Genomic DNA, 15,222 nt, shown 5'->3' on the forward strand with positions numbered 1-15,222 from the left:
CAGTATACTTTGTACAAGCTTTCTATTTCAAAAATTATACGAGGTGAAATAATGAAAAACAAAAAGACATTAACTAAGGTAGCATTAACAACAGGATTAGCTTTAACAGCTGTGGCACCATATGGGGTAGGTCATGCAGAGGAAACAGATCAACTACAAGTTCAAATTCAGGAGGAATCGTTCCGTTCGGGTGAACTTACACAGCCGTCACAAAAGGCACCAGAAAATGTAGTAAAGGATGCACTTAAGGAGAAAACAGAACAAGCTCTGTCCCAAAAACAAGTCAATGGAGAAGCAGGAGTAGATTATAAAGTCCTTCAAAAACGTGGTTCGTATGATGGAACTACACTTGTGCGTATGCAGCAAACATACGAAGGAAAAGAAGTATATGGACATCAATTAACTGCACACGTAGATAATAAGGGTGTTATTAAAAGTGTTTCAGGTGATAGCGCGCAAAATTTAAAACAAGAAGAATTGAAAAAACCTATTAATCTATCAAAAGATGAAGCAAAACAATATATTTATACGAAATACGGGAACGATATCAAGTTTATTTCTGAGCCAGAAGTTAAAGAGGTTATTTTTGTTGATGAAAATAATGGACAAGCTAGCAATGCATACCAAGTTACCTTCGAAGCTGCAACACCAAACTATGTTTCTGGTACTTATTTAGTAAATGCACAAAATGGTGATATGTTAAAAAATATGGTACAAGAATCTAACTTAAAGGCCAGTGACAAACTAGTTGGAGCTTTAAAGAAAAGTAAACAAAGCAGTCTTACATCATTAACCGGAACAGGAAAAGATGATTTAGGTATTAATCGTTCATTTGGTATCTCTAAACAAAGTAATGGCAAATATGCTCTTGCTGATTATACAAGAGGGCAAGGCATTGAAACATATGATGTGAATTACAGAGATATTACTAAAGAAGAAAGCTATTATCCTGGTACATTAGCGACAAGTACTTCGGCAACATTTAACGATCCAAAAGCAGTAAGTGCTCATTACTTAGCAACAAAAGTATTTGATTTTTATAAAGATAAATACAAGCGTAATAGCTTTGATAATAAGGGACAAAAGGTAGTTTCAGTTGTACACGCTTGGGATTCTGAAGAGACGAATGATCCGAAAAATTGGCAGAATGCATTAAGTGCTAATAATGGAAGTATGCTTGTATATGGCGATCCTATTGTTAAAGCATATGACGTAGCTGGACATGAATTTACACATGCTGTTACTTCTAGCGAATCTAATCTTGAATATTACGGGGAATCCGGTGCGATTAATGAGGCGCTATCTGATATTATGGGAACATCTATTGAGAAATACGTAAATAATGGAAACTTTAACTGGACAATGGGAGAACAAACGGGATCTGTTTTCCGTGATATGGAAAACCCAGCTTCTGTTCCATCTTCACTTGGAGTGCCTTATCCAGATGATTACAGTGAATTTAACGATTTTAATGGATGGGATCAAGGCGGTGTTCATTTTAATTCAAGTATTATTAATAAAGTTGCGTATCTGATTGCAAAAGGCGGAACTCATAACGGAGTAACTGTTAAAGGAATTGGTGAAGATAAAATGTTTGATATTTTCTATTATGCAAATACAGATGAGTTAAACATGACTTCTAATTTCAAAGAATTGAGATCAGCATGTATTCGAGTGGCAACTAATAAATATGGTGCGAATACAGCTGAAGTTCAAGCAGTTCAAAAAGCATTTGATGCAGCAAAAATTAAGTAATTTAGAAATATAGTTATCATTCATATATTAATACATTATGAAAAACAGCTAATGTCATTTTAAGGATATTAGCTGTTTTTTACGTGGCAATGTATCGTTGAAAATAAACTGACTAAGCAATAATGAGGCACTTTATCTGTAAGAAGTTGTGACAAATAAATAAGGTTTAAAATATATAAAAACAGAAAATTAATAATATATTGACCTCTTGATAGAAAGTCTATAAAATGAAAGCGATAACAAACGATTGCTTTAAAATGTTTTCCCTGATCTTTTAGTATTTACAAATATATGAAGGCATAAACAAATCTATTTTTTTAAGTACTAATGCAAACGTTTTCGTATTAAAAGGTCATTGAAATACATACGTGAAAATAGCCGATATGGAGGTGAAGTAAAAGAGATTTCTAGATTAATTTAAGCAGTGTTATTCAGTGTAAGCATAATAAATCGTTAGTAATATTTGAAGAAAGGGTGTATGTGATGCAAATTACAAAAAGATTAATTAACAAAACAGTTTTATTACTTACTTTAATCGTTATGTTATCATCTGTTTTCTCCTTTCAGAGTGTGAAGGCAGTTTCAAATTCGAAAACAACTGAAATTATCATTCATTACAAAGAAAAGCTTGGAAATACAAAAGACTGGAATCTTTGGTTATGGGGAGAAAATGCAAATGGTACATCTTATCAATTTACTGGTGAAGATGAATTTGGAAAATACGCTAAGATAAAAATAGACGGTGACTATAATCGTGTAGGATTTATAGTTCGAACAAATGAATGGGAAAAAGATGGTGGGGATCGTTGGATTGAAAATATAAAGGACGGTCGTGCTGAAGTATGGATCCTTTCGGGTGATGAAAAAGTATATAACTCTAAGCCTTCATCGGATCTCTCAATTCAAAAAGCAACTATTGATAGTTTCCATGAAATTACTGTAACGACTAATGTCCCGTTTAATATTAAGGAAAAGAAAATTGAAATTGAAGGCATTAAAATTAAGAATATTACTCCTTATGATATAAACAGTGGCGATATTACTAATAAGGTCAAAATAATTACGGAACAGAAAATTGATTTAAAACAAACATACAAAGTTAAAATAGAAAACTTAGCTGATACGAATACTGAAATTGGTAAAGTCATTCGTAGCGAAGAATTTGATAATTTATTTTATTATGGTGGTAACGATTTAGGAAATACATATACTCCGCAACATACAAAGTTCCGTTTATGGGCTCCTACTGCAAGCGAAGCGAAGTTAGTTACATATAAAAAATGGAGCGATAAAATAGGTGCTGAAATAAACATGCAACAAGGTGAAAAGGGAACTTGGACATCAGAACTAAAGGGGAACCAAACAGGGCTCTTTTATACGTATAAGGTCAAAATTGGTGATAAGTGGACTGAAGCGGTTGATCCATATGTGCGTGCTGCTTCTGTAAATGGGGATAAAGGTGCAGTCGTTAATTTAGAAGAAACAAATCCGAAAAAATGGAAAGCAAACAAAAAGCCAAAATTTAAAAATCCGGAAGATGCTATTATTTATGAGTTACATGTACGCGATCTTTCCATTCAACCTGAAAGTGGTATTAAACAGAAAGGGAAGTATTTAGGTGTAACAGAAAAAGGAACAAAAGGGCCAGAAGGTGTAAAAACAGGACTTGATCATATAAAGGATCTCGGTGTTACTCACGTTCAGTTTTTACCGATATTTGATTATGCTTCTGTAAATGAAGAGACTTTAAATGAACCGCAATATAACTGGGGATATGATCCTAAAAATTTCAACGTTCCAGAAGGCTCCTATTCTACAAATCCTTATGAGCCAACTGTGCGAATAACTGAATTAAAGCAAATGGTTCAAACACTACATGATAATAATCTTCGAGTGGTGATGGATGTAGTATATAACCATATGTATAACGCTGCTGAATCTAATTTCCATAAGTTAGTTCCAGGTTATTATTATCGTTACAATGAAGATGGAACATTTGCAAATGGAACTGGAGTAGGAAATGATACTGCTTCAGAAAGAAAAATGATGAGGAAATTTATGATAGATTCCGTCACATATTGGGCAAAAGAATACAATTTAGATGGATTCCGTTTTGATTTAATGGGTATTCATGATTATGAAACGATGAATGAAATACGTAAAGCTGTTAATCAAATTGACCCTTCTATTATACTACACGGAGAAGGATGGGATTTAAATACACCTCTTGCAGCTGAGCTGAAAGCAAATCAAAAAAATGCAGAGAAAATGAAAGGGATTGCTCATTTTAACGATAATATACGTGATGGGTTAAAAGGTAGTGTATTTGAGGAAAAAGAAAATGGTTTTATAAATGGAAAGGAAAATATGGAAGATCGTATTAAAAAAGGTATTACGGCAGGTATTGACTACGATACAAATTCGTCTACCTATCAAGATCCGGAACAGGTGCTAACTTATGTGGAAGCACATGACAATCATACATTATGGGATAAACTTGAGTTAACTAATCCAGGTGACAGCGATGAAGTGCGAACACAAATGCACAAATTGTCTTCTTCGATTTTATTAACATCACAAGGAATTCCATTTTTACATGCAGGGCAAGAGTTTATGCGGACGAAATACGGTGATCATAATAGTTACAAATCTCCAGACTCAATTAACCAGATGGATTGGCTGCGCCGTGCAACGTTTAATAATGAAGTAGATTATATGAAGGGTTTAATAGAATTACGCAAAAAGTACTCAGCTTTTCGAATGACATCTGCAGAGCAAATAAAAACACACGTATCATTTATTGATGCTCCCAAAAATACTGTAGCTTATATAATAGAGGGGAATAAACATGAATACTTTACAGTGGCTCACAATGCAAATAGAGAAGCTGTTGAAATAACACTTCTATCGAAAGGGCCTTGGAAAGTACTAGTAGATGGCAAGCAGGCGGGAAGTAAACCACTTTATGTTGTCCATGACAATAAAATTAAAGTTCCTGCATTAAGTTCCATTGTTTTAAAATCAGAAAAACCAATTAAATAAAAGCGAAGAGTGTGGAAATAAATACTGAATTGAGCAAAGTTAGTAAGGATTGCAAATGAAAAAAGCGAAGTGAAGATTATTCTCACTTCGCTTTTAAAGTTAATGTAATATAATTTCACATACTGTAATTATATTACAATTTAATAAAAGAAATAAGCAATAGATTATTTCTTTTATGACAGTAGGAGGAGAAGATATCTTTGAGTTTATTTATAAAATTACCTGAAATACATTCGTAATTCATATAATGTTTATTATATATTCGAACATATAACGAACTAGATGTTCGAGTTGTATTAACTCCTACAAATCGTTTAAAAATAACAAAGGCGTAAAAAGTATATGGAATTAAAATAGAGAAAAGACACCATTCAAGGTGTCTTTTCTCTATTTTGAATATGAAATGTAAGTAACTCGATTGTATGTAATAGTATGTGATATTTTCACACTAACTGATTAAGAAAAATTTAAAACTCTTTTCTTAATCTATTTGTAATAAATTACATCATAAAATTTTATCGATATAATAAATAAAACTTTCTCAACATTATTTGATTTAATAACTATATTCAACCGCTCTCCAATCCATTACAATAATTTCACATTGGAAATACATGAATATTCTCAATGTTATAAATGGTTTATACCTTATAGGATTACTATGGGAAAGGATGTGAAATATCCAAAAAGAAATCATTTTTTATGATGAAATAAAAAATTTTAATGAAGAAAAAGTTATTTCATTATTTTCAATTTTCGTTAAAGTGCATGTATTTATAATCACTATGAGACAAGGAGCAGAATCCGAAAAAATTTTTGTAAATTAGAAAATTGCATTTCAAAAATAAGTTAAACGTTTATGGAGGGTTATATGAGCGAGAAAATTTATTACTGGTCTCCGATTAAGCATTGGGAGAAGTTGCATAATGAAGTTTTGATAGGGGAAATGAGATTTACAGGTATTCTGTCTGAGTGGTTTCCAGATTTTTATTTTATGGCTCAAAAAGGTGTGAAAATTAGTGAACTAGTAGAGCGCTTTTCGTTAGGAAATGTAGAAGAGACACAAAAAAACATAGAGCTCATGATAAAAAATCGTGTGTTAGTAAGTAATATATTACACCCAAGAGAAGTATTTTCTTCACAAGAAAAGATTTTTTCAAATCCATATAGCAACCAGATTCGCTTTTCTAAAGAAAAGTTAGATAAGTATATGAGTAAACAATTAAATCGCACGCACGTTGCTGCACGGTCGACCGAAATTCAACTTGAAACAACAAATGAGCTACCTACTATAATCAAGGAACGTAGGTCTTGTCGTCAATTTGATATGGAAAAACATATTAGTTTTTCGGAATTTTCCCGATTCTTATCAACTCTAAAACAGGTTAGGGAAGAAAAAATATACTATCATTACGCAAGTGCAGGCGGGCTCTATCCCATTGATATCTTTGTTTATGTAAAACCAAAACGTATAGAGGATATGAAAGCTGGATTTTATTATTATAACCCATCAAAAAATAGTCTTGTGATTGTAAACAACATTGATCAAGTAATCAAAAGTGATCATGAGTTAATTAATCAGGATTTATTTACTCAATCTGCCTTCTCAGTTTATTTGGTTTATAATGCGAACGCTTCCATCCCGAAATACGGTTCAGATGGATATTTATTTGCTTGTATTGAGTCAGGCATTATCACTGCTACCTTAAATATGGTTGCTGAGACATTAAATTTAGGGGTTTGTTCAGTCGGTCATATGAAATTTGAAGAGATTCAGCAATTTTTATGTTTGGATAATCATCAAGTGTTTCTCCATGGGCTTGAAGTTGGCTTGAAAATTAACGAGTAGAAGAAATGAATATTAGGGGGATAAAGATAAAAATGCAAATTAAAGATCGAAGTTCGATTCATGAAAATAAAGAAGTAGAAGCGTTTTGGAAGGAGCAATTATCTTCCGAGATTCTCGATTTTTCTGTATTTAAATTTAATAGCGATTACCGACTAAATAAAGAAACACCTTGTGAATACGTTCAAGTCATAGTGAATGTAGAATTTAGTAAAAGTATACAAAAAATAAGTAAGTCTCAAGATTTATTATTATTTAGCTGGTTTCAAGCCGCTTTAAGGGTTTGTTTGGCACATTATACAGATCAAGAAAGAATTACTATTGGTATTCCTATAATTGAAAAGAATCTTGAACAAAGTGAGAATCTTAATAAGTTGATTCCTTTAGGAAGTGAAATCCAGCCGCATCACACCTTTAAACAATTAGTAAATGAGATTGAACAAACGACTTTATTCGGGTATGAAAATCAGGAGTATCCGCTCTCTGAATTATTAGTTAAACACAATTTAACTCCTTTTCAAATTGTAATCGGGATGGAAGGATTACATAATGAAAATTCGCTAGAAGAATACGCAGAGAATAATTTAGCCCTATGGATACGAAGAAAATGGAATGAAATACATAATGAATGTGAATTTCAAATTTCTTGCAAGTCCCGTTCATTCTCTTCTTTGCAACAGTTTGCCAATTCGTATTGTTATGTTTTAAAGCAAGTTTCACAAAATCCGAATTTGGCATTGAAAGATATTTGTATTATTGCAGAAGAAGAAAAAGAGTTGTTAGAAGGATTGAATACTTTTCAAACGGGCATAGACTTGTTTCAATCATTTCAAGATTTGTTTGAAGCGCAAGTATTAAAAACTCCAGATCAAATTGCTGTTGTTTGTAATGATCAATCTTTGACATATAGAGAATTGAATAAGAAAGCGAATCAATTGGCTTCGATTCTTCAAAGTAAAGGTGTTTCAAAAGAAAGTATTATTGGCGTTATGGTAGATCGGTCATTAGAAATGATTATTGGTATGATGGGGATTTTAAAAGCAGGAGCAGCGTATTTACCAATCGACCCTAACTACCCAACTGAACGAATTGAATATATGTTACAAGATAGTCAAGCAAAATATTTACTTAGTAAGCGAACAGAGGAAGTATTGCCACAATTTGCAGGTGAAGTACTGTATCTTGATAAAGAATATCTTTTTCAAGGTGAAGAAAGTAATTTAGTACGAGAACATAATCCTAATGATTTAGCTTATGTTATTTACACATCAGGATCGACAGGAAATCCAAAAGGGGTAATGATAGAACAAAAATCGCTAGTTCATTTTTTAAATGTAATGAGAGAAAAAGTAAAAGCTAATCAATCATTCTTGTTTCTTGCTAGTGTATCTTTTGATATTTCCTTGTTAGAAATATGTCTTCCTTTAACGCAAGGTTCAAAAGTAGTAATTGCTACAGAGGACCAGTTTGCAACAAAAGAATTGGCTCATTTGGTCAAAAAACATAAGGTGGATTTATGGGAATCAACGCCATCGCGAATGGAAGTGATTTTGAGTGATCCAGAAGGGGCGATTTTTCTAAAAGATTTAAAATCTATTTTATTAGCAGGAGAATCATTTTCCATTGATTTGGTTGAAAAAATTCGTTGTATCAGTGAAGCAACAATTTTAAATATTTATGGTCCCACAGAAACAACCATTTGCGCAACAGTAAAAGACTTGAGCACTTCCAAAGAAGTTACGATTGGCAAACCTAACCCGAATTATCATTCCTATATATTGAATAAGTATGGCCAATTAAAACCATTTGGAATTCCCGGTGAACTCTGCATTGCTGGCGTAGCGGTAGCACGAGGGTATCTTGGTAAAAATAAACTGACAGATGAAAAGTTTGTACCGAGTCCTTTTGCGGCAGGGGAAATGATGTATCATACAGGTGATCTCGTTCGTTGGTTGCCTAATGGAGAACTTGAATATTTAGGTAGAATGGATCATCAAGTGAAAATTCGGGGGTATCGGATTGAATTAAGAGAAATCGAAACTCAATTAAGGGAATATCCAGAAATAAACCAGGCTATCGTTGTTGATCAAGTGTATGGAAATAGGAAATTATTAGCTGCCTACTATGTATCGGATAACAAGGTGTCTTTTGATGAAATCAGAAAATATTTAAGTGATAAATTACCTGAGTTTATGATTCCTGAAAAAATGATTCAGTTAGAAGAGATTCCATTGAATCCAAATGGAAAAGTGGATAGAAAAAGATTGTTGGATATAACACAAACGGATTATGTATCAATTCCATACCTTGCTCCGCGCAATGAAATTGAACAAAAATTAGTGCGTGCATGGGAAAAAGTTATGGAGATCGAGGGAATCGGTATTCATGATAATTTTTTTGCATTAAAAGGAGAATCTATTAAAGCACTTCAGGTAATTAATTTATTAAGAAAAGACGGCTTAAAAATAAGTACAACAGATTTTTTTAAGCACCCCACAATCGCTCAACTGAGTTCTTGTGTAAAGCTAGAGCATAAAGAGGAAAACTTTGAAAGTAGACCAACTCATGTTAAAGATTTGTCTAAGCCATTTTCCTTAACAGAAGTTCAGACAGCGTATATGATAGGACGGAATTCACAGTTTGAATTAAGTGGTATTTCCCCTCAAACATATTTTGAATATGAAACAGCTTTGGATATCAATCGTCTTTCAAAAAGTTTTCAAAAGGTAATTCATCGTCATCCAATGTTGCGAGCTGTAATTTTACCAGAGGGAAAACAGCAAATATTACAAAGCGTTCCTGATTACGAGATTGAAATAGTGAGTCTCATAGATTTAGATGATAGGAATCAACATGCTCGCTTACAAGAAGAGCGTTCTCGAATGACTAACCATGTATTCCCTTTGGGGCAATGGCCTTTGTTTGAATTGAAAGCTTTTCTTTTAAAAGAAGACACGTATTTATTATGTTTTCGATACGATGCTTTATTAATGGACGGAGCAAGCATGAACATTGTTGGACAGGATTTGTTGCATTATTATTATAAACCAAATCAAAAATTAGAATCTTTATCTTTTGATTTTCAAGATTATATGTTTATCTATGATGAAATGGAACAAAGCGAAGAATATAAAACAGCAAAAGATTATTGGACAAGTAAGCTTCCTGACTTTCCGTTTGCACCATCTTTGCTGTTAAAAAAGGATCCAGCAGAGATTGCTACTCCTAAATTCCAATCACTTACAAAAATCCTGGATAATAAAAAATGGACAAAGCTACGAAAGTTAGCACAAGAGAAAGAGGTAACGCCTTCCGCTCTACTTTGTACAATATATGGTGATGTGTTGGCACATTGGAGTAATCAACGTCGATTAGCAATTAACTTGACTGTATTTAACCGTTATCCTGTTCATGATGAAGTAGAACAGATTGTTGGAGATTTCACATCACTTATTTTATTGGATGTTGATGTAAAACCAGAGCAAACTTTCTTTACTAGAGTAAAAGAAACGCAAGCTACTTTATTAGATGGCCTTGAACATCGTCATTACGATGGAGTTAACTTTATTCGAGATTTTACTCGATATCATCAAATGACGCCAAAAGCAGTTATGCCAATCGTTTTCACCTCGATGTTAGCAGGTGCAGGTGCTTTCTCTTGGGAACAACTTGGTTCTCTTCGCTATATTCATGCTCGGACTCCACAAGTGTATTTGGATAATGTAGTAATTGAAAAAAATGGAGAGTTATTAATTAGCTGGAACTATGTTGAAGAGTTGTTTGATGTTGATGTAATAGAAGCAATGTTTTCCCAATTTGTTGACTTATTGGAACAATTGGTGAAACAAAGCGATATAACATCTTTGCAGATGAAAGAATCGGATCAAACTTTAATTAAGCAATACAATGAAACAACAGAAAAAATACCTTCAACTACTCTGTATCAATTATTTACAGACCAAGTAAAACGTACACCGGATCAAGTAGCAGTGGTATTTGAACAAGAATGGTTAACATACTCGGAACTTCATAAACGTTCTAATCAAATTGCCCACTTCTTAAAAGAGCAAGGTATTGGTCTAGGTGACAAAGTGGGTCTTTTAGCAAAAAGGCGAGTTGACACAATTGTTAATATGTTAGGTGTTTTAAAATCAGGTGCCGCTTATGTTCCGATTGATCCCGATCATCCTTTAGATCGCCAAACATATATTTTAAAAAATAGCTCATGCAAGCTTTTATTAGAACCTAGTCTTTATGAAGAAAATCATTTGTCATTTTATACAACAGAAGATATGCCCGCTATTGCTGGTCCAGAAGATATTGCCTATATTATATACACTTCAGGAAGTACAGGAAAACCAAAAGGAGTAATTATTACTCACCAAGCGGTTACAAATACTATTCAAGACATAAATCAAAAATATGAGGTGAATGAAGATGATCGTATTATTGGTATCTCTTCCATGTGTTTTGACCTATCTGTATACGATATTTTCGGAGCTTTAAGCACAGGTGCAATGTTAGTAATGATTCGTGATCCGAGAGACATGCAAGAATTAATCCGCACTGTCGAACGTAGAGGGATTACAATTTGGAATACAGTGCCTGCAATCATGGATTTGGCATTGGAGCAAGTAGGTTCTCATTTTGAATATCCTTCTTTACGTTTAGTTTTACATAGTGGAGATTGGATTCCGCTTTCTTTACCAGAAAAAATAAAACGACATTTTCCGATTGCAGAAGTAGTCTCACTAGGAGGGGCAACAGAAGCATCGATTTGGTCAATTTATTATCCGGTCAAACAGGTGGAATCACATTGGAATAGTATTCCATACGGGATGCCCTTGGCAAACCAAACGTATTATGTGTTGAACTATGAAAAGAAAATGTGCCCTGTTGGTGTAATTGGAGATTTATATATCGGGGGAGTGGGCCTTGCTAAAGGATATTTAAATGATGAAAAGAAAACAAATGAAGCGTTTGTGTCACATCCTGATTTTGGTCTTATATATAAAACAGGGGATTGTGGAAAAATGCATTCTGAGGGATATATTGAATTTTTAGGCCGCCAAGATTACCAAGTGAAAATTCAGGGATATCGAGTAGAGTTAGAAGAAATCTCTCATTGTCTTCTAACTTATAAACAAGTCGAACATGCTGTCGTAATTGATCAAACAGATGAGAACGGAATAAAATTTTTAGTTGCATATGTGGTAACTGAGCAAAATATTAGTACAACAGAACTACGAAAGCATTTGCAAGATCACTTGCCAGATTATATGATTCCTTCTTATTTTGTTTATTTGGACCAATTACCCCTGACTCCAAACGGGAAATTAGATAGAAAAGCGCTCCCTACTCCGGAGAAACAAAAAAATGAAGTATTTATTGCCCCAAAAACTGAAATGGAAAAAATATTAACTAGTATTTGGCAAGAAGTACTCAAAATAGATCAAGTTGGAGTAAATGATCATTTCTTCGCCTTAGGTGGAGATTCGATAAAAGCGATTCAAGTGTCCGTCAGACTGTATCGACAAGGATTCGAGCTTGAACCAAAAAATATATTTTCATTTCCTATATTAAGGGACATGGTTCAATTTGTTAAAAAGCTAGACCAGTTTTCAAGTTCACAAACAAATGATGTAAACATAATGAACGATAATAAAGCTACATTACTAAATGTTAAAGATAAACAACTTAATCAACATACACTTAACAAAATACAAGAAAAAATGCCGGATATAAAAATAGAACGTATTTACCCGTTAGCACCTTTCCAGGAAGTTATTTATGAGCATGCTACGAATGAACCTGATACAAATGCATATTTTGAACAAACAATTTGGGCACTTGAGGGGGAGCTGGATATTAAACTCTTTATTCAGTGTTTCCAACAATTAGTTGATCGTCATGATTCTTTAAGAACAATAATTGTGCAAGATGAACAAGCAAAACCTTGGCAAGCTGTTCTATATGATGTTCAAATAAATTCAGAAATAAAAAACTTGATTGAGATGACGAAACAAGAACAGCAAGAATTCCTAAAACAGTGGATGAATGAAAATTTAAGTCGAGGATTTAAAAATGATGAACTTATGACACGTCTCTGTATATTCCAACTAGGTAATAACGAGCATAAAGTAATTTGGAGTTCCCATCATCTATTATGTGATGGTTGGAGCGTCAGCATTTTGATAGACGAATTATTCCAGCTCTACGAAACTACAAATGCCGGAACTACGGCGGGGTTACCCATGGTAAAACCTTTTGAAACATTTATAGATTGGACTTTGGCACAAGATCATGAGAAAGCACGTCATTTTTGGCGAGATTATTTATCAGGATACAATCAGAAAATTAGTATTCCTAAAAAGAAAGTCCCATCTAAAAGTGAAGGGTTAAACTTCACTTTTATGGATTTAACATTAGACAAGGATTTGACTGATCAGTTACAAACATTTGTAACTAAAAATAATATAACTATGAATACGGCATTACTAGCTGTATGGGGAATATTGCTTGGCAAATTCAACGGAACGAGAGAAGTAGTATTGCCTAACCTAGTATCAGTCAGACCTCCCGAAGTAGAAGGAATTGAAAATATGTTCGGTCTGTTCACAAATGTTTTGCCTATCCGATTAGCATGGACAGAAACGCAATCTTTTGTGGACTTCCTGCAAAAGGTACAACTAGAGACATTGAAATGTAATGAGTATGCATACTATTCATTTGTTGATATACAAAAGCAAAGTGAATTAAAAACTGAGTTGACTGACCATCTTTGGGTTTTTGAAAACTATCCAACTAATCCAGCAATCTTTTCTTCAAATGAAAACAGACATTTTGCTATCACGGATTACGAAGTTGTTGATGAGCCACATGTAAAGTATGGAATTATGTGCTTCCCTGAAGAAAGACTTACAATAAAGTTTGGATATGATCAAACGGTATATGAAACAGAGAAAATACAGGAAATATTAAATCACATCCAGGGGTTAATCAACACGATTCTTCAAAATCCAATACAAACAATTTGTGATTACAAATTATAAAAAATGAAAAGGCGAGCAAGAACTCGCCTTTTTAAATAGAATAGGAGTAAATCAAATGACAAAAAAATTACAGTTATCAGCCGAAGAAATGCGTCAGTTAGGATATCAAGCGGTTGACTTAATTGTTGATCATATGAATCATTTAAAAAGTAAACCAGTTTCAGAAACGATTGATAGTAATATTTTTAGAGACAAGCTAATTGAAACGATTCCGGAAAACGGATCTAATCCAAAAGAATTACTTCATTTTCTTAATAACAATGTGTTTAATCAAATTACTCATGTGGATCATCCTCATTTTATGGCTTTTGTGCCAGGTCCTAATAATTATGTTGGTGTATTAGCAGATTTTTTAGCAAGTGGGTTTAATGTATTTCCTACAGCTTGGATAGTAGGTGCAGGTGCCGAACAAATTGAATTAACGACAATTAACTGGTTAAAATCAATGCTAGGATTCCCTGATTCAGCTGAAGGATTATTTGTCAGTGGTGGTTCCATGGCTAATTTGACTGCACTTACTGTAGCGAGACAGGTCAAGCTAAATAATGACATAGAAAATGCGATTGTTTATTTTTCTAACCAAACTCATTTTTCTGTAGATCGAGCACTTAAAGTATTAGGTTTTAAACAGCATCAAATTTGCCGAATTGAGACAGATGAAGACTTAAAAATTTCAGTTAGTACTTTAAGAAAACAAATAAAAGAAGATCGATTAAAAGGGAAAAAACCATTCTGTGTTATTGCTAATGCAGGGACAACGAATTGCGGAGCGGTGGACTCCCTCGATGAATTGGCTGATGTATGTGGTGATGAAGATATATGGCTACACGTGGATGGGGCTTATGGGGCTGCAGCAATTCTCAGTGAAAAAGGAAGGGAGTTATTAAGTGGAATTCATCGTGCCGATTCTTTAACGTTAGACCCGCATAAATGGCTTTTTCAGCCTTATGATGTTGGTTGTGTACTTATTCGAAATAGCCAATATTTAAGTGAAACATTCCGTATGATCCCAGAGTATATTAAGGATACAGAAACTAATATAGAAGAAAAAGTGAATTTTGGGGAGCGTGGAATTGAACTTTCTCGTAGATTTAGAGCATTAAAGGTATGGCTTTCTTTTAAAGCATTCGGAGTTACAGCTTTTCGTGAGGCAATTGATCATGGCATTATGCTAGCTGAACAAGTTGAAGAGTTTTTAAGGAAAGAAAAAGATTGGGAAGTAGTAACACCTGCCCAATTAGGAATTGTTACTTTTCGTTATATTCCATGTGAGCTAACATCTACAGATACAATTCATGAAATAAACAAAAAATTGGTGGAAGAAATTAATCAAAGAGGATTTGCTATGCTAAGTACGACTAAATTAAAAGAAAAAGTAGTAATTCGACTTTGCTCTATCAACCCAAGAACAACAAAAGAAGAAATACTTCAAATCATGATGAACATAAAAGCATTAGCAGAGGAAATAAACACATCGCCTAAACATCTTATATCTGTTTCTCAACCTTGATATATTAGGCGGATTTT

5 protein-coding genes are annotated in these 15,222 nt (G+C 33.5%); all 5 read left to right on the top strand.

From position 1 onward, the window contains the following. Positions 1 to 51: 51 nt before the first annotated feature. The 5 genes from ACTFRM_RS11965 (at position 52) to ACTFRM_RS11985 (ending at position 15,205) form a co-directional block, all read left to right on the top strand. Entirely contained in the window at positions 52 to 1,755 is a 1,704-nt protein-coding gene (locus ACTFRM_RS11965) for a M4 family metallopeptidase (protein WP_000791447.1), read from the top strand. A 483-nt stretch (positions 1,756 to 2,238) separates the two neighbouring features. Beyond that, positions 2,239 to 4,797, top strand: coding sequence for a type I pullulanase (gene pulA / locus ACTFRM_RS11970; protein ID WP_324656385.1), 2,559 nt, complete (start codon positions 2,239 to 2,241; stop codon positions 4,795 to 4,797). An 871-nt stretch (positions 4,798 to 5,668) separates the two neighbouring features. Further along, entirely contained in the window at positions 5,669 to 6,646 is a 978-nt protein-coding gene (locus ACTFRM_RS11975) for a SagB/ThcOx family dehydrogenase (RefSeq protein WP_001290968.1), read from the top strand. Positions 6,647 to 6,678: 32 nt separating this feature from the next. Further along, positions 6,679 to 13,695 carry a non-ribosomal peptide synthetase gene (locus ACTFRM_RS11980; RefSeq protein ID WP_322372886.1) on the top strand — a complete coding sequence of 2,339 codons (7,017 nt, stop codon included), beginning with the start codon at positions 6,679 to 6,681 and terminating at the stop codon, positions 13,693 to 13,695. Positions 13,696 to 13,750: 55 nt separating this feature from the next. Continuing rightward, on the top strand, positions 13,751 to 15,205 hold the full coding sequence (locus ACTFRM_RS11985) for a pyridoxal phosphate-dependent decarboxylase family protein (RefSeq protein WP_000162820.1): 1,455 nt from the start codon (positions 13,751 to 13,753) through the stop codon (positions 15,203 to 15,205). Positions 15,206 to 15,222: the final 17 nt, after the last annotated feature.

Origin of the sequence: Bacillus cereus group sp. MYBK227-1 (assembly GCF_051916325.1) — a bacterium.
GTDB classification, from domain to species: domain Bacteria; phylum Bacillota; class Bacilli; order Bacillales; family Bacillaceae_G; genus Bacillus_A; species Bacillus_A cereus.